The organism is Cellulomonas sp. C5510 (assembly GCF_019797765.1).
Lineage (GTDB): Bacteria > Actinomycetota > Actinomycetes > Actinomycetales > Cellulomonadaceae > Cellulomonas.
In genome coordinates this window covers 546,390-565,249 of sequence record NZ_CP081862.1, presented here as the reverse complement: position 1 = coordinate 565,249, position 18,860 = coordinate 546,390, and the positions used below count along the sequence as shown (strand labels likewise).

Here is an 18,860-nt window from a genome sequence, read left to right as displayed (position 1 = left end):
GTGCGGTGCGAGCGCTCAGCGCCCGCGCGCGGCGTGGCTCAGAAGTCCATGCCGCCCATGCCGCCGGCGTCCGGGGCGGCCGGGGCGGCCTTCTCCGGCTTGTCGGCGACGACCGCCTCCGTGGTGAGGAACAGCGCCGCGATGGACGACGCGTTCTGCAGCGCGGAGCGGGTGACCTTGACCGGGTCGTTGACACCCGCGGCCAGCAGGTCCTCGTACACGCCGGTCGCGGCGTTCAGGCCCTGCCCGGCGGGGAGGTTGCGCACCTTCTCCGCCACGACGCCGCCCTCGAGGCCCGCGTTGATCGCGATCTGCTTGAGCGGGGCGTCGATCGCGACCTTGACGATGTTCGCGCCGGTCGCCTCGTCACCCGTGAGCTCGAGCTTGTCGAAGGCCACGGCACCCGCCTGGATGAGGGCGACGCCACCACCGGCGACGATGCCCTCCTCGACGGCCGCCTTCGCGTTGCGCACGGCGTCCTCGATGCGGTGCTTGCGCTCCTTGAGCTCGACCTCGGTCGCCGCGCCGGCCTTGATGACGGCCACGCCGCCGGCCAGCTTGGCGAGGCGCTCCTGGAGCTTCTCGCGGTCGTAGTCCGAGTCGGAGTTGTCGATCTCCGCGCGGATCTGGTTCACGCGACCGGCGATCTGCGCGGCGTCGCCGGAACCCTCGACGATGGTGGTCTCGTCCTTGGTGACGACGATCTTGCGCGCCTGGCCGAGGACCTCGAGGCCCACGGTGTCGAGCTTGAGGCCGACGGTCTCGGACACGACCTGGCCGCCCGTGAGGATGGCCATGTCCTGCAGCATCGCCTTGCGGCGGTCGCCGAAGCCCGGGGCCTTGACGGCGACGGACTTGAACGTGCCGCGGATCTTGTTGACGACGAGCGTGGCCAGGGCCTCGCCCTCGACGTCCTCGGCGACGATGAACAGCGGCTTGCCGGACTGGATGACCTTCTCCAGCAGCGGCAGCAGGTCCTTGACGTTCGAGATCTTCGACTCGACGAGCAGCACGTAGGCGTCCTCGAGGACGGCCTCCTGGCGCTCCGGGTCGGTCACGAAGTACGCCGACAGGAAGCCCTTGTCGAAGCGCATGCCCTCCGTGAGCTCGAGCTCGAGGCCGAGGGCGTTGGACTCCTCGACCGTGATGACGCCCTCCTTGCCGACCTTGTCGAGCGCCTCGGCGATGAGCTCGCCGATGGCGGTGTCGCCGGCCGAGATCGACGCCGTGGCGGCGATCTGGTCCTTGGTCTCGATCTCCTTCGCCTGCTCCAGCAGGGCGGCGGTGACGGCCTCGACGGCCTGCTCGATGCCGCGCTTGAGGGCGATGGGGTTCGCGCCGGCCGCGACGTTGCGCAGGCCCTCGCGCACGAGCGCCTGGGCGAGCACGGTGGCAGTGGTGGTGCCGTCACCCGCGACGTCGTCGGTCTTCTTCGCGACCTCCTTGACGAGCTCCGCGCCGATCTTCTCGAAGGGGTCCTCGAGCTCGATCTCCTTGGCGATGGAGACGCCGTCGTTGGTGATCGTGGGGGCGCCCCACTTCTTGTCCAGCACGACGTTGCGGCCCTTGGGGCCGAGGGTGACCTTGACGGTGTCGGCGAGGGTGTTCAGACCCCGCTCGATGCCGCGACGGGCCTCCTCGTTGAAGGCAATGATCTTGGCCATGGGGCTATCGATCCTTCACTCTGGCTCGTGGTTCGGCCGGTCGGTGCCCGCGACGGACGGTCGCGCCGGCCCGCCGGTCATGTCCCGTCGGGCGGTGCGACCTCACCGGGTCGGCCTGGGTTGTCATCCTGTCACTCTCGACCCGAGAGTGCTAACACCAATGGTTAGCACTCGACCCTGGTGAGTGCAAGGCGCTCCGCCCTCGGCGGACGTGGGCGGGCGCCCGCACGAGCCGCACGACGCGCCCCTCCGGGGCCGGTAGCCTGCCGCGCATGCCCGCCCGCCGCGCCACCGCCGTCGTGCTGCTGGCCGCGCTGGGCGCGGGGCTGGTGGCGTGGGGCTCGGCGGGCCCGCGCGACGCCTCCCTGCCGCTGTACGCCGCCGGCGTCGCCCTGGACGTCGACGGGGCCGTGGTCGACGTCCCGGTCGGCTCGGAGGTGGCCCTGCACGCGGGGACACGCGTGCTCGACGACCCCGGGAGCCGGGCGGACGACGTGCTCGCGGCGGAGCAGCGGGCGTGGCTCGCCTCCGGATCCCTGCCCGGCGGTGCGGACGGGCCGTACGCGGACATGGTCGCCGACGCGCTGCTGGACCTGCGCACCCTGCTGCTCGACGACGGTGCGGCGGTCGCCGCGTGGACCGACCGGTGGCGCTACGTGTGGCCGCGCGACGCGGCGTTCGTCGCGGTCGCGCTCGCGCGGACCGGTCACGGCGACGACGCCCTGGACGTGCTCGGGTTCCTCGAGCGGGTGCAGGCGCCCGACGGGTCGTTCGAGGCGCGCTACCTGCCCGACGGCTCGGGGCCGCCGGACGACCGCGCGCCGCAGACCGACGGCACGGGCTGGGCGCTGTGGGCTGCCGGCGAGGTGGTCGCCGCGCAGCCCGCGGACCGGCAGCAGCCGGTCGCCGAGCGGCTCCGCGGTCTCGTGACGCGGTCGGCCGCCGGCGCGGTCGCGCTGACCGCCCGCGACGGCCTGCCGCCCGCGTCCCCCGACTACTGGGAGGTGGCGGAGGACGAGCTGACCCTCGGGACGGTCGCGCCGCTGCTCGCCGGCCTGGAGTCCGCGCCGGCGCTCCTGGAGCTGCTCGACGAGGAGGAGGCGGCGGCCGCCGCGCGGGAGGCCGCCGGGCGCACCCGGGACGCCGTCGAGCGGGCGTTCGGCGACGACACCGCGTACGGCCGGTACGCCGACGGCAGCGTCGCGGACGCGGCGAGCGCGTTCGTCCTGCCGCCGCTCCAGCCGCGCCCGCTGGCCGGGGCGCTCGACGCGTGGCAGGCCTCGGCGGCGGCGATGGAGCGCCCGGCCGGCGGGCTGGCCCCCGGTGCGGCCTGGAAGAGCGACGGCATCTCCTGGACGCCTCAGACCGCGCTGTACGCCCTGGTGGCCGCGGAGAACGGCCGGCCGGACGACGCGCGGGCCCGGCTCGACTGGCTCGACGCCCACCGGACGCCGCTCGGCGCGCTGCCTGAGAAGGTGCTCGCGGACGGCTCGCCCGCGGCGGTGGCGCCGCTGGCGTGGACCGCCGCGTGCGTGGTGCTGGCCGTCGACGCGCTGGACGGCTGACCCGGCGCGCCGACGGCCGGGGCTCTCAGAGCGGGCGCACCTGCTCGGCCTGCGGGCCCTTGGTGCCCTGGCCGACCTCGAAGTCCACCGACTGACCCTCTTCCAGGGTCCGGTAGCCGTTCGTCTGGATGGCGCTGAAGTGGACGAACAGGTCCTGACCGCCGTCGGCCGGGGTGATGAACCCGTAGCCCTTCTCGGCGTTGAACCACTTGACGGTTCCCTGCGGCATGCGGTGCTCCTGATGACGACGTGACCGGTCGACGACGGCCCCCGTCCCCCGGCGGGCCGGCGGGCAGGCACCGCGACGCGCCGAGCGTAGCCGCGCCCCCTCACGGGCGGAAGAGGCGGGCGGACCCTCAGCCTGCGAAGTCGGCCAGCAGGAGCACCACGACACCCTGGTCCGCGACCTCGGCCGACTCGACCACGTTCGTCAGCCCGAGCGTGGCCGCGACCTGCTGCGCCGTGACCGCGAGGTCGGCGTTCGCGTAGAAAACCGTGGAGGCGGTGCTGCCGCCGGCGTTGCCGTTCCCGGCGGTGACGTCCGTGAACCCGGCGCCCTCGAGCTGCTCCGCGGCACCGCCCGCGAGGCCGCTGATGTTCGCCGCGTTGAGCACGCGGACCGGCACGGACAGGTCGGGGGCCGGGGGCGGCACCTCGTCCGCAGGGGGCTCCTCGGAGGTCTCCTCCGTCGGGGCCGCACCCGTGTCGTCCGGGCTGGCGGAGGGGCTGGACGGCGGGGGCGCCGAGGCGTTCGTGTCGTCGCCCCGGCCGATGACCGGCAGCGTGCCGTCCCAGGACGCGGCCCAGAGCACGGCGGACACGGTCAGGGCCGGCACGACCACGATCACGGCGACGAACGGCCACCACCGGCTCCACCAGCTCCGGGGTGCACGGTGCACACCGATCGGCGCGTCCATCGCCGGGCCGGCGTCGAACTCGTCCTCCGGGAAGCGGGAGCTGGCCTTGGTCACGGCGGACAGGCTAACGGCTCAGCCTGGCCGGACGGTCCAGCACGCCGCGCGGGTCAGGCGTCGGCGCCCAGGCGGCGGGCGGACCGCGCCCGCTGGCGGGTCGAGCGCATGCGGCGCAGCCGCTTGACGAGCATCGGGTCGTGCGCGAGCGCGGCGGGCGAGTCGATCAGCGCGTTGAGCACCTGGTAGTAGCGGGTGGCCGACATGTCGAACAGCTCGCGGATGGCCTGCTCCTTGGCGCCGGCGTACTTCCACCACTGCCGCTCGAACGCCAGCACCTGCTGGTCGCGCTCGGTGAGCTCGCCGTCGTCCGCGCCGCCGTCGACGGCGACGAGCGCGGGCCGGGTCGCCGTGCCGAGGTCGAGCCCCGCCGTCGCGTCCATCCGTGCCCTCCCGTGCTCGCTGCTGCGTGCTGCCACGCCTGCGGTCCGCCGCCCATCGTACGGCCGGAATGACACGGCTGTCATTCGTCGCGGGACGCCGGGCGGTGGTCCGCTAGCGTGGACGACCGTGAGCCCCGCCGCACCGCTGACCGAGCTCGTCGCCGCCGACTGGGCCGCCGCGCTCGCCCCCGTCGAGGACCGCGTGCACGCCGTCGGGGAGTTCCTGCGGGCCGAGGTCGCCGCCGGCCGGGGCTACCTGCCCGCGGGCCCGGACGTGCTGCGCGCGTTCACCCGGCCGCTCGCGGAGGTGCGGGTGCTGGTGGTCGGCCAGGACCCGTACCCCACGCCGGGTCACCCGATGGGCCTGTCGTTCTCCGTGCAGCCGCACGTCCGGCCGCTGCCACGGTCGCTCGCGAACATCGTCACCGAGCTCCAGGCCGACCTCGGCGTCGCCGCGCCCAGCACCGGGGACCTGTCCCCCTGGGCGGACCGGGGCGTCATGATGCTCAACCGCGTGCTGACCGTCCGGCCCGGCGAGCCCGCCTCGCACCGCGGCAAGGGCTGGGAGGCCGTGACCGACCGCGCGATCGCGGCGCTGGTCGAGCGGGGCGGCCCGCTGGTCGCGGTGCTGTGGGGCCGCGACGCCCAGTCGCTGCGGCCCGCGCTCGGGGACGTGCCCGTCGTGGCCAGCGCGCACCCGAGCCCGCTGTCCGCGAGCCGCGGGTTCTTCGGCTCCCGGCCCTTCTCGCGCGTGAACGCCCTGCTCGCCGAACAGGGAGCGGACCCCGTCGACTGGTCGCTGCCCTGAGGCGGACGGACCGCTGCCACGGTCGTCGTCGGAACCTCTGACACGCCCGCGGCGCCGGGGGCAGACTGCGGGGGTGAGGACGCACGACAGCAGGGAACCCGCACGCACCACCGGCCCGCAGCCCGCGACGGGCGCCGGCCCGGTCCACGACGCCGCACCGCCGCGCTGGGAGCGGTACGTGGCGGTCGGGGACTCGTTCACCGAGGGCCTGTGGGACACGCCGGAGGGCGAGGACGGTCCCGCGCGCGGCTGGGCCGACGTGCTGGCCGGCCTGATGTCCGACCGGCGCCGCGCGGCCGGGCTCCCCGCGCTGCGGTACGCCAACCTCGCGGTGCGGGGCCGGCTGCTGCGCCCGATCGTCGCCGAGCAGCTCCCGCGGGCCCTCGAGCTCGGCCCGGACCTGGTCAGCCTGGTCGGCGGCGGGAACGACATCCTGCGCCCGGGCGCCGACCCGGACCGCCTGGCGCGGGACCTGGAGCGGGCCGTCGTCCTCGTCCGGAGCACCGGGGCGGACGTGCTGCTCGCCACCGGCTTCGACTCGTCGGGGTCGCCGCTGGTCTCCACGACGAGACCCCGCGTGGGCGTGTTCAACTCCCACCTGTGGTCCATCGCCCGACGGCACGGCGCCCACGTGCTGGACCTGTGGGGCATGCGGCACCTGCGCGACCTGCGGATGTGGGCGCCCGACCGCATCCACCTCACCACCGAGTCGCACGCCCGGGTGGCCCAGGGTGCGCTCGCCGCGCTGGGCCTCGCGCCGGACGACCCGGAGTGGGACGAGCCCCTGGCCCCGCTGCCGCGTCTGCCGCGCGCGCAGCAGGCCCGGCTCGACGCCCGGTGGGTGCGGATGTACGCCTACCCCTGGGCGACTCGCCGGCTCCGCGGCCGGTCGTCGGGCGACGCCCGCACCGCGAAGCTGCCTGCGCTGACGGAGCTCTGACCGGGCCCGGCCGGGCTCAGCCGGCCGCCGGGGCGTCCGTCACGAGGGCGAGCGAGACGCCCGACACCTCCTCGGCGGGCACCGGCGCCCCGTCGAGGGCGACGACGGTGCTCGGGAGCGTCACCGGGGCGCGCGCCTCGGCGAGCGCCTGGTCCCCGCTCCCCCGGAGCGTCAGCGCGACCTCGCGGCCCTCGCAGCCGTCCGGGACGCCCGACAGCGACGCCCGCGTCACCGCGTAGCCGCCGATCGCCGCGTCGTAGCCCACGTCGTAGCCCACGCTGATCCGGCTCACCACGCAGGCACCGGGGGGAGCCGCCTCGCCGCCGTCCCAGGTCATCGCGCGCGCCATCGAGACCGCCAGCCCGGCGCACCCGAGCCACGCCAGGGTGACCCCTGCCGCGCGACGTGCGCGGGCGTGCTCGTGCGCCATGGGCGCCCCCTCCGTGGACCCTGCCCGGTCGATCCGTCGACCTGACAGGATCATCGTCCGCCCGCGAGCGGCGGTGAGCACCCCCGGGCACGGTCCACCCCTTCGGGGGACGCCCGACGTCAGCGGCTGCCGGCGCAGATCCCGAAGGTCTGGGGCACGTCGTCCCGGATGCCGAGGGCGCTCCAGCCCTGCCGGGCGGTGACGCGGTAGACGGTCCCGCTGAGCGGTGACACCGACAGCTCGCCCGTGCTCGTGCGGATCCTCGAGGTGTCGAGCGACCGCCCGGACGCCGCGAAGAACGCCTGCAGCGGTGCGAGGTCCACGTCCGCGCGCCAGCCCGCGAAGAACTGCGGCGTCCCCGTCACGCGGACGGTCGTGCTGAAGCAGGCGTCGTAGGCGCTGCCGGTCACCGCGGTGGAGGTCTGGCTGTACGTGAGCGCGGGGTCGTACGCCGGTGCGGGCAGGCGGTAGTGGCAGATCTCCACCTCGAACGCCTGCCCGGCCTGCAGCACGGCTGCGCCGGGCGCGCCGCCCGAGGCCACACCGCCCACCTGCACGACGCCGTCGACGGGGCGCGGGTCGAGCACCTTCGCCCAGTAGGGCGTGTGCACCGCGAAGCCGGACCCGTCGGCGACGCCGTTGAACGGCCGCTGGTCCAGGTGCAGGTCGATCCGCCAGGTGGTTCCCGCGTCCCCGGAGACCGGCACGACGACGCACGCCTGCGTGCCGGACTGCGGGAGCACCGTCCAGCGCAGCGGTCCGAGCACCGTCCCGGGGCCGGGCGTGACGGGGCCGGAGGGGCCCGCCTGGGGCGTCGTCCAGGTGACGGGCACACCCCACGTGCCGACCGTGAGCGCGACACCGGCGACCCGCTCGGCGGCGTACGCGGGGACCGTCACGGTGGTGCTGTCAGCGGCCGCGAGGGTCACGGAGGTGTCGGAGGCCGCGAGCGGCGTCCCGTCCGCCGCGTGCAGCCGCAGGGAGGCGCGTTGGCCCCGGCAGGCGGCGGGGACGCCGGACAGCACCACGGTCGTGAGCGTGCCGGACGCGCCGCCGGTGCCGCCCGCGAGCGCCGCGGTGGTGCAGGGTGCCGCGTCGACGGCGGTCAGGCCTCCCGCGGACAGCTGCAGGCGGGCGGCGCTGGCCGGGGTGAGGAGCAGCAGGACCAGCACGCCCGCGACCGCGGCGACGAGGGCGCCGGCGCGGCGGGGGGTCACGGGACGCGCTCCGGCACCGGCACCGTGTCGGGCACCGCGTCCGGCACCGTGTCCGGCCCGGTGCCCGACGCCGCACCGGGGCCCGGGGCCGCCTGCTCCTCCGGGCGTCCCGGCCACAGCAGCACGCCGGCCGCGATCACGAGCAGCGACGCCCACGCCCACGGGTCGAGCAGCAGGGACGCGACGCGACCGACTCCGGGGAGGTGGACCCGGGCGGTGCCCAGCACGTCCTCCTGGTGCGGCCGCCACGGGTCGAGGAAGTCGTTGTTGTCGCCCTGGATCGACCAGCCGTCGTCCGCGTCCCCGCCGACGACCCGGTGGATGATCCGCCCGTCCACGCCCGGCGGGGTGTAGACGACGACGTCGCCCGCCTCCGGGACGCCGCACCGGGAGACGACGAGGTCACCGGTGCGGTACGTGGGCTCCATCGAGCGGCCGGACACGATCGTGAGGGTGGTGCAGCCGCCGAGCGTGCTCGGCCAGCCGAACCAGATCAGCAGCCCCACGACGCCGGCGGTCAGCGCCCAGCCGACGGCGGAGCGGACGCGTCCGGGCACGCCGGAGGGCCGGCGCGGGGCAGACCTGCTGCCCGCACCGGCCCGGCCGGCGTCCCCGACGCGCACGACCCGTCCGGCGTCAGCCCGCGATGACGGCGGCGACGCCCTGGACGTCGGCGGCCTTCGGAGAGCCGGTGACCGTCAGCGTGACGGTGCCGCCGCCCGGGGGCACCGTGCCCTGGGCCTGGCCGAGGGAGGTGCCGGCGGTCGTGGCGGCCGGGTCGGCGTCGAGCAGCTCGACGGTGACGGTCTGGCCCGCGCAGGTGTCGGCCACGCCCGTCAGCGTGAGGCCGTTGACGGTGTAGCCCTTGGCGGCCACGGAGAACGCGTTCGTGAAGCCGATCTCGACGCCGTCGGTGTCGCAGGAGGCCACGACGGTGGTGCCGGCGCCGAGGGAGCCGGCGGTGAGGGTGAGCTGGGCGGCGGACGCCAGGCCCAGGCCGGCGACGCCGAGGGCGACGACGGTGACGGCGACGACCTTGCGGCGGCCGGTGCGGCGGACGGGGGTGGGACCGGCGGTGCGGCGGGACATGGGACTCCTCGCGGACGACGGCTCGCCAGGGCGAGGCGCGACCGTGGAGCCGGTGGACGGGACGCGCCTTCCGGCGCAGCGAAGTCCCCCTGGCCCACGCGCGCCGGCTGCCGAACGGTAGGGCCTGCGCCCGGGAGCGCCGCGCACCCGTTTGGGTGGCACCACCCCCGCCGTGGTACGTCAAGTGCGAATTTGCACCAGATACCCCCTCAAATCGGACATATCGGGTGGGTGAACTTCCGTCGCGTCGCTGGTCAGCGCGCCGCGGTGCGCAGAGATTCCACCGGAAGGCGGGCGACCACCTGGGTGCCGTTCCCCGGGACGGATGTCACCCGGAGGTCGCCTCCGGCCAGGCGCAGGCGGTCGCCGAGACGCGCCGTCCCCGACGCCGGCACGGTGCCCGGCACGAAGCCGACGCCGTCGTCCGCCACCCGCACCTCGAGGGCGTCCCCGACGACGGCGACCCGCACGTCGACCACCGCGGCGTGCCCGTGCCGCAGCGAGTTCGTGACACCCTCCTCGACCACGCGCACCGCGAGCAGCCGCTCGGACCGGGTCAGACGCGGGTCCGCGGGGTCGTCGAGCGCGCGCACCTCGTCCGCGACACCGAGCCGGGTGTTGACCGTCGCGGGGATGCGGCCCAGCAGGGCGCGGATCGCGGGGACCATGCCGACCTCGAGCTGGTCGGGGTAGAGCATGCGCGAGGTCGAGCGCACGTCCGTCTCCCGGACCAGCTCGAGCTGCTCGCGCACCTCCCCCAGCAGCTCGAGGTCCTCCGGCTCCGTGCGCCCGGACAGCTGGTCGCGCAGCCGGTCGAGGCGCGCGACCACGAGCACGAGACGCTGCTGCATGCTGCCGTGCAGGCCCTCCGCCACCTCCCTGCGGACGCGCACCTCCTCGTACTGCAGCGCCTGCAGGGCGAGCTCGATCTGCAACCGGCTCTCCGCCGCGGCCGCGACCTGGGTCCGCAGGCGGCGCTGCGACAGCATCGCCGCCAGGCCCATGAACCCCGCGATCCACGCCACCACCGCACCGCTGACCACCTCGGCGAGCACGACCGAGCGCGCCGGATGGGGGTAGATGTCCAGCGCCACCTGCACCCCGAACCGGGTGACCGCCGCCGCGATGCCGGCCGCGAGGACCCCGAGCACCACCAGGGCCGTGGGGCGGCGTGGGCGCGCCACACCCACCGCCACGAGCAGGACGAGCATGCCGACCACCGCGGTGAGGTTCGCCGCGATGCGCAGCAGCACCGGCACCGACCCGTCCTGGTTGCCGTAGACCCACGCGGTCTGCGCCGCGGCCCCGACGGCGAACACCGCCATGACGGTGCCGGCAGCCAGCAGCAGCGTCCGCCGGTCGGCCCGCACCGCTGCCGGGTCGTCCGCCGTCGCTGCGGGCATGTGCACTCCCCCATCCGTGGGACCGTTCGCGCGCCGACCCGACGTCCGCGGGTCGCATTGACCATACTGTCCGAGATGTCCGATCCCACATCCGCCCCGGTCCGCGTGGTCGTCGTGGAGGACCAGCCGCTGTTCCGGTCGATGCTGGAGCTCACGCTGGGAGCCGCCGACGACGTGCGCGTGGTCGCGTCCGTCGGCACGGTCAGCGAGGGCGCCGCGGCCCTGCGCCCCGGTGCCGCCGACGTCGCCGTGCTCGACATCGACCTGCCCGACGGCAACGGGATCGCGCTCGGCGTCACGCTGCGGCGCCACCAGCCGGACCTCGGCATCCTGCTGCTGTCCGCGCACGACGCCATGGACCTGCTGCTCGACCTGCCCCCGGACGTCGCCAGCGGCTGGTCCTACCTGTCCAAGACGTCGTCCACGAGCGCGCAGACCCTGGTCGCGGCCATCCGCGCCACCGCGGCCGGCCGCACGACGCTGGACCCGGCGCTGCTCGACCGGATGGCGCCGCGCACCGGGTCGACCGTCTCCCGGCTGACCGACCGGCAGTACGCCGTGCTCCGGCTGCTCGCGCAGGGGCTGTCCAACGCCGGGATCGGCGAGGCGCTGCGCATCACCGAGAAGTCCGTCCAGAACCACATCAACGGCATCTACGCGACGCTCGGGATCGACGTGGACCCCGGCCGCAACCCCCGCGTCACGGCGGCGCTCCGGCTGCTGGAGGAGACCGGCCGGGCGTCCTGACGCCGCGCACGACCGCGGGCGCGCTGCGCGGCCGAGATGTCTGGCGTCCGTTCGGGTGAGACTTGCCCACGACCCCGCGGCGTGGGTTACAGTAGGCAAGCCCTCGGTCGCCTGCCCCCTGCGCGGCCGAGGGCTTCTTCGTGCCCGGGCTCGACGCGGGCCTCCGCACCCGCCCTCACAGCACGAGCCGCTCCAGCAGCGGGAACTCGTCGTACGGCTGGTCCCCGTCCCCGAAGTGGCCGTCGTCCCGGACCACCAGCGTGCCGCCGAGGCGGTCCAGCAGCGCCCGCCCCTGCGTCGCGTCGCAGCCGTACGGGTCCCGCACGGAGTTCACGAACACCAGGTCGCCCGCGCGGGCGCGGATCCGGTCCCAGTCGTAGGCGTCCTGCAGCACGGGCTCGTCGGCGTCGTTCGGCGGCGTGGCGTAGCCGGCCACGAGCACCGCCTGCGCCACCCGCACCGGGGCGTGCTCCAGCACGGCCAGCAGCAGCGCCGCACCGCCGGAGTGGCCGACCAGCACGGTGTCCGCGTCGAGGGGGTGCGCGGCCAGGAACCGCGGCAGGGTCTCCGCGACGGGCTCGACGTTGAGGGCCGGCAGGTGCGGGCGCTCGACGGCGTAGCCACGCGCCGCGAGCCGGTCCGCCAGCCACGGGTACCAGACGTTGTCCGGGTGGCCGCCGGTGCCGTGGACGATGATCGCGCGCCGGGCCACGGCGGTCAGCCCTGCCCCGGCGCGGCGGCGACGGCGACGGCGGCAGCCGTGGCGGTCGTGGCCCGCTCCCCGGGGCCGCGGGCGGTCCCGCGCTGCGCGACGGCGGCGGCCACGTCCTCGTCCGCGTCGAGCAGCTCGAGCAGCCGCGGCGCGAGGCCCGGTGCCGGCCCCACGACGGCCGACACGACCCACCAGGCCTGCTGCGGCAGCCGCACCGGCACCAGCCCGGCGGCCTGCGGCTTGGCCGCGACGTGCTGCGGCACCAGCGCGATCCCGAGCCCCCGGTCGACCAGGTCCAGCAGGGTGTGGATGTCGTTGACGGTGCAGCGCACGTGCCGGGCGACGCCCCGGGCCGCGCACACCGCGTCGTTGAGCGACCGCACCCCCCAGCTCGGCTGGAAGTCGATGAAGTCGTGGCCGGACAGCGCCTCCCAGTCCACCTTCGAGGCCGCGCTCAGCGGGTGCCCGGGGGGGCACAGCAGCACGACCTCCCGGCGCCCGAGCTCCACGGGCCGCACCCCCGTGAGGTGCTCCTGCGTGGCGACGAACGCCACGTCGAGGTCACCCGAGCGCACCGCGGCGACGAGCTCGTGCGAGCCGGCCTGCGTGAACGCGATGTCCACCTGAGGGTAGCGGCGCCGGAACCGCTCGAGCAGAGGAGGCACGTCGACCACCCCGAGGCACTGCTCGGCGCCGAGCCGCAGGGTGCCGCTCAGCTCGTGGGTGGCGCGGACCACCGCGTCCCGGCCGGCCGCCGCCTGGTCGAGCACCGCGCGGGCGTACGGCAGCAGCGCGAGGCCCGCCTCCGTCGGGGCGACCCGGCGCGTCGTGCGCGCGAACAGCCGGGTGCCGAGCTCGTCCTCGAGCGCCCGGATCGCCGCGGACAGCCCGGACTGCGAGACGCCGCACAGCGCGGCGGCGCGCGTGAACTGCTCCTCCTCGGCCAGCGCGACGACGTACTCCATCTGCCGCAGGTCCATCATCGGCCTCGCTTCTGAATCTCATGAGTCCTAGTCGTTGGACTTGTGGAGCCAGCGTACCTACGGTCGAGGGACCGACCCCGACGACGTGAGGTGGACACGTGCAGCAGCGCACCCTCGGCAACCGCACCGTGAGCGCGATCGGACTCGGCGGCATGCCGATGTCGATCGAAGGACGACCCGACCGCGCCCGGTCCCTGGCCACGATCCACGCGGCGCTCGACGCCGGCGTGACCCTGATCGACACGGCCGACTCCTACCACCTGCACGCCGGGGAGGTGGGCCACAACGAGGAGCTCATCGCCGAGGCGCTGCGCACCTACGGCGGCAGCACGCAGGACGTGCTGGTCGCCACCAAGGCCGGGCACCTGCGCCCCGGCGACGGCACCTGGACGCAGGACGGCCGCCCCGAGCACGTCAAGGCCGGGGCGAAGGCGTCCGCGCGGCGCCTAGGCGTCGAGGCCATCGGGCTGTTCCAGTTCCACCGGCCCGACCCGGCCGTCCCCTACGCCGACTCCGTGGGCGCGCTCGCCGAGCTGCTCGACGAGGGCGTCATCCAGCAGGCGGGCATCTCCAACGCCACCGTCGCGCAGATCGACGAGGCGCAGCAGGTGCTCGGCGGCCGGCTCGTGTCCGTGCAGAACCAGTTCTCGCCGGCGTTCCGGTCCAGCCTGGACGAGCTGCGGCACTGCGCCGACCTCGGCCTCGCGTTCCTGCCGTGGTCCCCGCTCGGCGGCATCACCCGGTCCGGGGAGCTCGGCGAGCGCCACGCGGCGTTCCGCGAGGTCGCCGACGCCCACGGCGTCAGCCCGCAGCAGGTCGCCCTCGCGTGGGAGCTCGCGCTCGCGCCCGTCGTCATCCCGATCCCCGGGGCCTCCCGGCCCGAGAGCATCACCGACTCCGTGCGCGCGGCCGAGCTGGTGCTCGACGCCGACGAGGTCGCCCGGCTCTCCGCCTGACCGCCCGCCCGCACCACCGAGAGGCCCCACCGTGAAGACCTTCACCCTGCCCGGCACCGACATCGAGGCGCCCAACGTCGTGCTCGGCCTCATGCGCATCGCCGAGAAGTCCGACGACGAGATCCGCGAGCTCGTGCGCACCGGCCGCGACGCCGGCACCACGTTCCTCGACCACGCCGACGTCTACGGCCGCGAGCTGCACGAGTGCGAGGCGCGGTTCGCCGAGGCGCTCGCCCTCACGCCGTCCGAGCGCGACGAGTACACGATCCAGACCAAGTGCGGCATCGTCCGCGAGGGCCCGTACTTCGACTTCTCGTACGAGCACATCCTCGAGTCCGTCGAGGGCTCGCTGCGCGCCCTGCGCACCGACCACATCGACGTGCTGCTGCTGCACCGCCCCGACGCGCTCGTCGAGCCCGACGAGGTCGCCCGCGCTTTCGACGAGCTCGAGGCCGCCGGCAAGGTGCGGGCGTTCGGCGTCTCCAACCACACGCCCCGCCAGATCGACCTGCTGCGCCGCTCCGTCCGGCAGCCGATCGTCGCGAACCAGCTCCAGCTCTCGATCACCCACGCGGCGATCGTCACGCAGGGCCTCGCGGCCAACATGGTCGGCGCCGACCAATCCGTCACCCGGGACGCCGGCGGCATCCTCGACTACTGCCGGCTGAACGACATCACCGTGCAGGCGTGGTCGCCGTTCCAGGCCGGGTTCTTCACCGGCACGTTCCTGGACAACCCGGAGTACGCCGAGCTGAACCAGGTGATCGGTGACCTGGCCGCCGCCTACGACGTGCCGCCGATCGCGATCGCCACGGCGTGGATCACCCGGCACCCGGCGCGCATGCAGGTCGTGCTCGGCACCACGACGCCGGAGCGCGTCGCCGGCGCCGCCCAGGGCTCCGACCTGCCGCTGACCCGCGCGGAGTGGTACGCCCTGACCCGCGCGGCGGGGCACATCGTCCCCTGACGGCGGCCCCGCCCGGCCGACCCCGCCCGGCCGACCCCGCCCGGCCCCGCGAGGTCGTCACGTCGGCACGAGGTCGTCAGGTCCGCCTGACGACCTCGTCCGCACGTGACGACCTCGCGCCGCGTCCGCGGATCAGCGCTCGGCGTGCACGAGCCGCACGAGGCGCTGCCGCCGCAGGCCGTCGGGCCGGGCGGCCCCCCGGTCCGGCCAGAACCCGGACGGGACCGCGTCGCCCTCGTCGACGGCCTCGACGACCTGCCAGCCGGCGGCCCCGAGCAGCGCGGCCACCTCGTCCGCTGTCGCCGACGAGCGCCACGGCTCCCCCGACCCGCCCGCGACGGCCGCCAGCGCCGCGGCGTACGCCCGGCCCGCGTCGTCCCGCTCACCGGGCGGCAGCACGTGGTCCAGCACCACGTGCGAGCCGGGTGCCCACAGCCCCGGCCGGTCCAGCACCCGCCGCACCGCCTCGCTCGGCAGGTACATGGTCGTGCCGAGCCACACGACCGCCGCCGGTCGTCCGGGGTCGAACCCCGCGGCCACGAGGGCGTCGGCCAGGCCGTCCCCCGCGAGGTCCGCGCCGACGGGCCGGCCGACCTCACGGATCCCCGCGGCGGCCAGCATCCCCGCCCGCCACGCGAGGACACCCGGCAGGTCGACCAGCCAGACGGTCCGGTCCGGCCCGAGGCGGTGCGCCGCGGTGTCCAGGCCGGCGCCGAGCACGACGACCTGCGCGGTCCTCGCGGCGCGGACGCGGTCCTCCGCGAACCGGCTGCGGACCACCGCCGAGAACCGGGCGGCGGCGAGCACGGGCTCGCGCGGCGCGGCGCGCTGGTAGTCGAGCGGCCCCGGCGACCCGGCGGCGGCGCACAGCAGGGGCGCCTGCTCGTCGACGAGCAGCGGTGGACCGTCGTCCACCAGGGGGTGCGCCGCCCGGGCGGCGGCGGACATGAGGGCGGTGGGGCTGGGAGCGGGATGTGCTGTCACTTCAACCACCTACCACGGCCGACGGCCCGGGGCGAGGAGGCGCGCCGTCGGTCGGCCCCATCGGACCGGATCGGAGCCCCCTGTCGGATTCGAACCGACGACCTGCTGTTTACAAGACAGCTGCTCTGGCCAGCTGAGCTAAGGAGGCGGGCGCGCGCCGCAGCGTCGCGCGGGGCCAGCCTACCGGCGCGTCAGGGCTGCGGGTCGCGGGCGTCGTAGCGCCAGAACCCGCGCTGCCACCGCACGAGCGCCCACAGCAGCACCACGCACGCCAAGCCGCCGACGAGGGCCGCGCCTCCCTCCCCGAGGCGCTCCGACACCGCGCCGAGCAGCAGCTCGCCCAGGCGCGGACCGCCGGCGACGACCACCACGAACACGCCCTGGAGCCGGCCGCGCATGTCGTCGGGCGTGGCGGTCTGCAGGATCGTCTGCCGGAACACCGCGCTGACGGCGTCCGCGGCGCCGGCGGCGGCGAGCGTGAGGACCGCGAGCGCCAGCGACCACCACAGGACGTCGTCCGGGTGGGAGCGCCCCGCGAGCACCAGCACGAGGCCGAACCCCGCGACCGCGAACCCCCACACGGTGATGGCGAGCACGATGATGCGGCCCTGCCAGCGCACCCGCGCGAGCCCGCCCGAGAACACCCCCGCGAGCATCGCGCCGGCGGCCACGGCGGCGGTCATGACGCCCGCGGTCGTCTCGCCGCCGCCGAGGTACACCAGACCGACGGCCGGGAACAGCACGCGCGGGGAGGACGTGATCATCGCGATGAGGTCGACGAGGAACGTCATCCGGACGTTCGGCCGGGTCCCGAGGTAGCGCAGGCCGTCGAGCACCGACGCGAGCCCGGCGCGCGCCCGCCGCGTCCCGGACGGCTCCGGCGGGATCGGGGGCAGCCGCAGCAGCGCCGTGAAGGCGAACGTGAACAGCAGCGCGTCGGCGGTGTAGACGACGCCGTAGTCGAGCGCCGCCACCAGCCCGGCCCCCAGCAGCGGCCCGAGCGTCAGCGCCACGTTCCACCCGACGGTCTGCAGGGCGTTCGCGGCGGGCATGAGCCGGGGCTCCAGCAGCCGCGGGATGATCGCCGACCGTGCCGGGCTGTTGACCGCCCCCGCGCCGGACTGCACCGCCACCAGGGCGTAGAGCACGCCGACGTGCTCGTTGCCCGCCCACCCCTGCACCGCGAGCCCGAGGGTCGCGACCCAGCTCACCGCGGAGGCCACCAGCGCGACCGTCCTGCGGTCCGCGTGGTCGACGATCGCGCCGCCGTACAGCCCGAAGACGACGAGCGGCACCAGCGCGCAGAGCCCGACCAGGCCGACGGAGAACGTGGAGCGGGTCAGCTCGTACACCTGGAGCCCCACCGCGACGACCGTCAGCTGCGCGCCGAGGTTCGCCACGGACAGGCCCCACCACAGCCGCCGGAACTCGGGACTGACGCGCAGCGGCGTCAGGTCCACGAGCAGGGAGGGCACGAGCGCTCAGCCTACGTGCCGCGGCGGCGCGACCCCGGACGCGCACCGCCCGCCCCCTGCGCCGGGCGCTGAGGGCGGGCGGTCCGCGGGGACCCGGGGGATCAGCCCGCGACGGCCTGGAGCAGGGCCGACGGGTCGGTCCAGTTCTCGGTCCAGACGGTGCCGTCCACGAGGATCGTCGGCGTGCCGAAGCTCCCCGACTGCGGGTTCACGAGGTCCTGGTTCGCCGAGGCGGCGTTGGTCGCCGACGTGACCCACTGGCCGAACCGGTCGAGCGCGGTGCCGTCGGAGATCAGGGACGTGACGGCGTCGGGGACGCCCGCGTCGCTCGCGATGTCCGCGATCTCGTCGTTCGTCAGACCGGACGTGCCCTCGTCGGGCTGGCCCGCGAACATCTGCTCGTTGAACACGGAGAACGCCTCGGGCGCCTGCTCGGCGACGAGGGCGGCGGCCGACGCCGCCCGGGTCGAGTAGCCCGTGCCGTTGGAGTACCGGTTGAGGATGGCGATCGGGTGGTACACGACCGTGGCCTGCCCGTCGGACGCGAGCGAGATGAGGTTGTCGCCGTTCGTCTCCTCGAACGCGCCGCAGGCGGGGCACATGTAGTCGAGGTACACGTCGACGCGCGCCAGGTCCTCGTCGACGTCCGAGCCGACGCCGTCGGCGCCGACCGGGATGCCGCCGTCCTCCAGGGCGACGCTCGGCGCGTCCGTGACCTCGCTCAGGGGCGTGTCCGCGTACTCCGGGAGGCCCTCGCCGCTGGAGCCCTGGTTGAGGAGCCAGACGACGACGCCGCCGAGCGCGATGACCGCGACGCTCAGGGCGCTGATGCCGACGATCTTGTTGCGGCGGTCCCGCTTGGCCTGCTGCTCGCGGAGGACCCGCGCCTGCTCCCGGGCGGCGTCACGCCGCTGGTTCTTGGTCTGCTTCCCGTTGCCGGGGGTCGTGCTGCTCATGGGTGGTCCTGCTCTCGTGGTGGTCCGGTGGTGGGCTCAGGCGAGCGCCACCGGAGGGCCACGGTGAGGGTGCCGCTCGCGTGGGACCCGTGCGGGGCGGGAGCTCTCGGCCCGCCACGTGACGGGCTGCGGGGTGGCTGCCGGCTGCGGGCCGGCCGGGCGGGGCAGCGCGTGGACGACGGCCCCGAGGACACGGCGTGCGCTGCCCGCCAGGCGGAGCAGCAGTGCGGTCATGCCCGCCCCCGCCGTGGCCAGGGCGGTGTGCGCGGCGAGCACCGGGAGGACGAGCCCCAAGGTGAGCACGGCCCCGTGCGACGGGTCCGGGGTGACGGCGAGCGTCCCCGTCGGGCAGTCCGCGACGTCCTGCAGCAGCGAGAGGCGGATGCCGATCGCGGCCAGCGGCTCGTCGAGCCGCACGCACTGGTGGAGCACGACGCGCGCCGCGCCCGTGGTCGTCCCGGCGGCGAGCACGGCGAGCGCGGCAAGCGCGACGAGGACGGCCGGCAGGTGCGTCCGGGTGCGGCGCACGACCACGCCCACGGGCACGCCGGGGCCCGGTACGCGGCCTCGGTCGTCCCCGGTCATGGGGCACAGGGTACGGGGTCGGGCC

At 75.5% G+C, this 18,860-nt stretch carries 21 protein-coding genes and 1 tRNA gene; 6 read left to right on the top strand and 16 right to left on the bottom strand.

Annotated features, from left to right (window positions below):
* Positions 1-38: 38 nt before the first annotated feature.
* The gene (gene groL, locus K5O09_RS02590) at positions 39-1,664 is read right to left on the bottom strand and encodes a chaperonin GroEL (RefSeq protein ID WP_222171314.1); all 1,626 of its coding nucleotides are present in this window, start codon (positions 1,662-1,664) and stop codon (positions 39-41) included.
* A 272-nt stretch (positions 1,665-1,936) separates the two neighbouring features.
* On the opposite strand from groL, the gene K5O09_RS02585 reads away from it, so the two are divergent.
* Positions 1,937-3,229 (top strand): glycoside hydrolase family 15, encoded by a 1,293-nt coding sequence (locus tag K5O09_RS02585; protein ID WP_222171313.1) that lies wholly within the window; start codon positions 1,937-1,939, stop codon positions 3,227-3,229.
* Positions 3,230-3,254: 25 nt separating this feature from the next.
* On the opposite strand, the gene K5O09_RS02580 is transcribed toward K5O09_RS02585, so the two are convergent.
* The 3 genes from K5O09_RS02580 to K5O09_RS02570 form a co-directional block, all read right to left on the bottom strand.
* Positions 3,255-3,458 carry a cold-shock protein gene (locus tag K5O09_RS02580; RefSeq protein ID WP_222171312.1) on the bottom strand — a complete coding sequence of 68 codons (204 nt, stop codon included), beginning with the start codon at positions 3,456-3,458 and terminating at the stop codon, positions 3,255-3,257.
* Between the two features lie 127 nt (positions 3,459-3,585).
* Positions 3,586-4,200 carry a LytR C-terminal domain-containing protein gene (locus K5O09_RS02575; protein WP_222171311.1) on the bottom strand — a complete coding sequence of 205 codons (615 nt, stop codon included), beginning with the start codon at positions 4,198-4,200 and terminating at the stop codon, positions 3,586-3,588.
* Between the two features lie 53 nt (positions 4,201-4,253).
* Positions 4,254-4,619, bottom strand: coding sequence for a DUF3263 domain-containing protein (locus K5O09_RS02570; protein WP_255596014.1), 366 nt, complete (start codon positions 4,617-4,619; stop codon positions 4,254-4,256).
* A 91-nt stretch (positions 4,620-4,710) separates the two neighbouring features.
* On the opposite strand from K5O09_RS02570, the gene K5O09_RS02565 reads away from it, so the two are divergent.
* Entirely contained in the window at positions 4,711-5,391 is a 681-nt protein-coding gene (locus K5O09_RS02565; RefSeq protein WP_222171310.1) for a uracil-DNA glycosylase, read from the top strand.
* Positions 5,392-5,464: 73 nt separating this feature from the next.
* Positions 5,465-6,331 carry an SGNH/GDSL hydrolase family protein gene (locus K5O09_RS02560; RefSeq protein WP_222171309.1) on the top strand — a complete coding sequence of 289 codons (867 nt, stop codon included), beginning with the start codon at positions 5,465-5,467 and terminating at the stop codon, positions 6,329-6,331.
* A gap of 16 nt (positions 6,332-6,347) precedes the next feature.
* On the opposite strand, the gene K5O09_RS02555 is transcribed toward K5O09_RS02560, so the two are convergent.
* From K5O09_RS02555 to K5O09_RS02535, 5 genes are all read right to left on the bottom strand, one after another.
* Positions 6,348-6,761, bottom strand: coding sequence for a hypothetical protein (locus tag K5O09_RS02555; protein WP_222171308.1), 414 nt, complete (start codon positions 6,759-6,761; stop codon positions 6,348-6,350).
* Between the two features lie 119 nt (positions 6,762-6,880).
* Positions 6,881-7,978, bottom strand: a complete 1,098-nt coding sequence (locus K5O09_RS02550; protein WP_222171307.1) for a hypothetical protein — start codon at positions 7,976-7,978, stop codon at positions 6,881-6,883.
* Positions 7,975-8,535 (bottom strand): signal peptidase I, encoded by a 561-nt coding sequence (locus K5O09_RS02545; protein WP_222171306.1) that lies wholly within the window; start codon positions 8,533-8,535, stop codon positions 7,975-7,977. Before K5O09_RS02545 ends, K5O09_RS02550 begins: the two co-directional genes overlap by 4 nt.
* Positions 8,536-8,614: 79 nt before the next feature.
* Positions 8,615-9,067, bottom strand: coding sequence for a hypothetical protein (locus K5O09_RS02540; RefSeq protein WP_222171305.1), 453 nt, complete (start codon positions 9,065-9,067; stop codon positions 8,615-8,617).
* Positions 9,068-9,321: 254 nt separating this feature from the next.
* Positions 9,322-10,470: a sensor histidine kinase gene (locus tag K5O09_RS02535; RefSeq protein ID WP_222171304.1), complete on the bottom strand. Its 1,149-nt coding sequence runs from the start codon at positions 10,468-10,470 to the stop codon at positions 9,322-9,324.
* A gap of 75 nt (positions 10,471-10,545) precedes the next feature.
* Between K5O09_RS02535 and K5O09_RS02530 the strand changes: the two genes are divergently transcribed.
* Positions 10,546-11,217 (top strand): response regulator transcription factor, encoded by a 672-nt coding sequence (locus tag K5O09_RS02530; RefSeq protein WP_222171303.1) that lies wholly within the window; start codon positions 10,546-10,548, stop codon positions 11,215-11,217.
* Between the two features lie 175 nt (positions 11,218-11,392).
* Here K5O09_RS02530 and K5O09_RS02525 read toward each other — a convergent pair whose 3' ends face one another.
* Both K5O09_RS02525 and K5O09_RS02520 read right to left on the bottom strand, forming a co-directional pair.
* The gene (locus K5O09_RS02525; protein ID WP_222171302.1) at positions 11,393-11,929 is read right to left on the bottom strand and encodes an alpha/beta hydrolase; all 537 of its coding nucleotides are present in this window, start codon (positions 11,927-11,929) and stop codon (positions 11,393-11,395) included.
* 5 nt (positions 11,930-11,934) lie between these two features.
* The gene (locus tag K5O09_RS02520; protein ID WP_255596012.1) at positions 11,935-12,909 is read right to left on the bottom strand and encodes a LysR family transcriptional regulator; all 975 of its coding nucleotides are present in this window, start codon (positions 12,907-12,909) and stop codon (positions 11,935-11,937) included.
* Between the two features lie 101 nt (positions 12,910-13,010).
* Between K5O09_RS02520 and K5O09_RS02515 the strand changes: the two genes are divergently transcribed.
* Both K5O09_RS02515 and K5O09_RS02510 read left to right on the top strand, forming a co-directional pair.
* Positions 13,011-13,868: an aldo/keto reductase gene (locus K5O09_RS02515; protein WP_222171301.1), complete on the top strand. Its 858-nt coding sequence runs from the start codon at positions 13,011-13,013 to the stop codon at positions 13,866-13,868.
* A gap of 31 nt (positions 13,869-13,899) precedes the next feature.
* Complete coding sequence (locus K5O09_RS02510) at positions 13,900-14,835, top strand: aldo/keto reductase family oxidoreductase (protein WP_222171300.1); 936 nt, start codon at positions 13,900-13,902, stop codon at positions 14,833-14,835.
* 132 nt (positions 14,836-14,967) lie between these two features.
* Here K5O09_RS02510 and K5O09_RS02505 read toward each other — a convergent pair whose 3' ends face one another.
* The 5 genes from K5O09_RS02505 to K5O09_RS19060 form a co-directional block, all read right to left on the bottom strand.
* The gene (locus K5O09_RS02505) at positions 14,968-15,819 is read right to left on the bottom strand and encodes an SAM-dependent methyltransferase (protein ID WP_222171299.1); all 852 of its coding nucleotides are present in this window, start codon (positions 15,817-15,819) and stop codon (positions 14,968-14,970) included.
* Positions 15,820-15,893: 74 nt separating this feature from the next.
* Positions 15,894-15,967: transfer RNA gene (locus K5O09_RS02500), tRNA-Thr, on the bottom strand.
* 43 nt (positions 15,968-16,010) lie between these two features.
* On the bottom strand, positions 16,011-17,294 hold the full coding sequence (locus tag K5O09_RS02495; RefSeq protein ID WP_222171298.1) for an MFS transporter: 1,284 nt from the start codon (positions 17,292-17,294) through the stop codon (positions 16,011-16,013).
* Positions 17,295-17,395: 101 nt separating this feature from the next.
* Positions 17,396-18,250: a thioredoxin domain-containing protein gene (locus K5O09_RS02490; protein WP_222171297.1), complete on the bottom strand. Its 855-nt coding sequence runs from the start codon at positions 18,248-18,250 to the stop codon at positions 17,396-17,398.
* 36 nt (positions 18,251-18,286) lie between these two features.
* Positions 18,287-18,835, bottom strand: coding sequence for a hypothetical protein (locus K5O09_RS19060; RefSeq protein WP_255596430.1), 549 nt, complete (start codon positions 18,833-18,835; stop codon positions 18,287-18,289).
* Between the last annotated feature and the right edge of the window lie 25 nt (positions 18,836-18,860).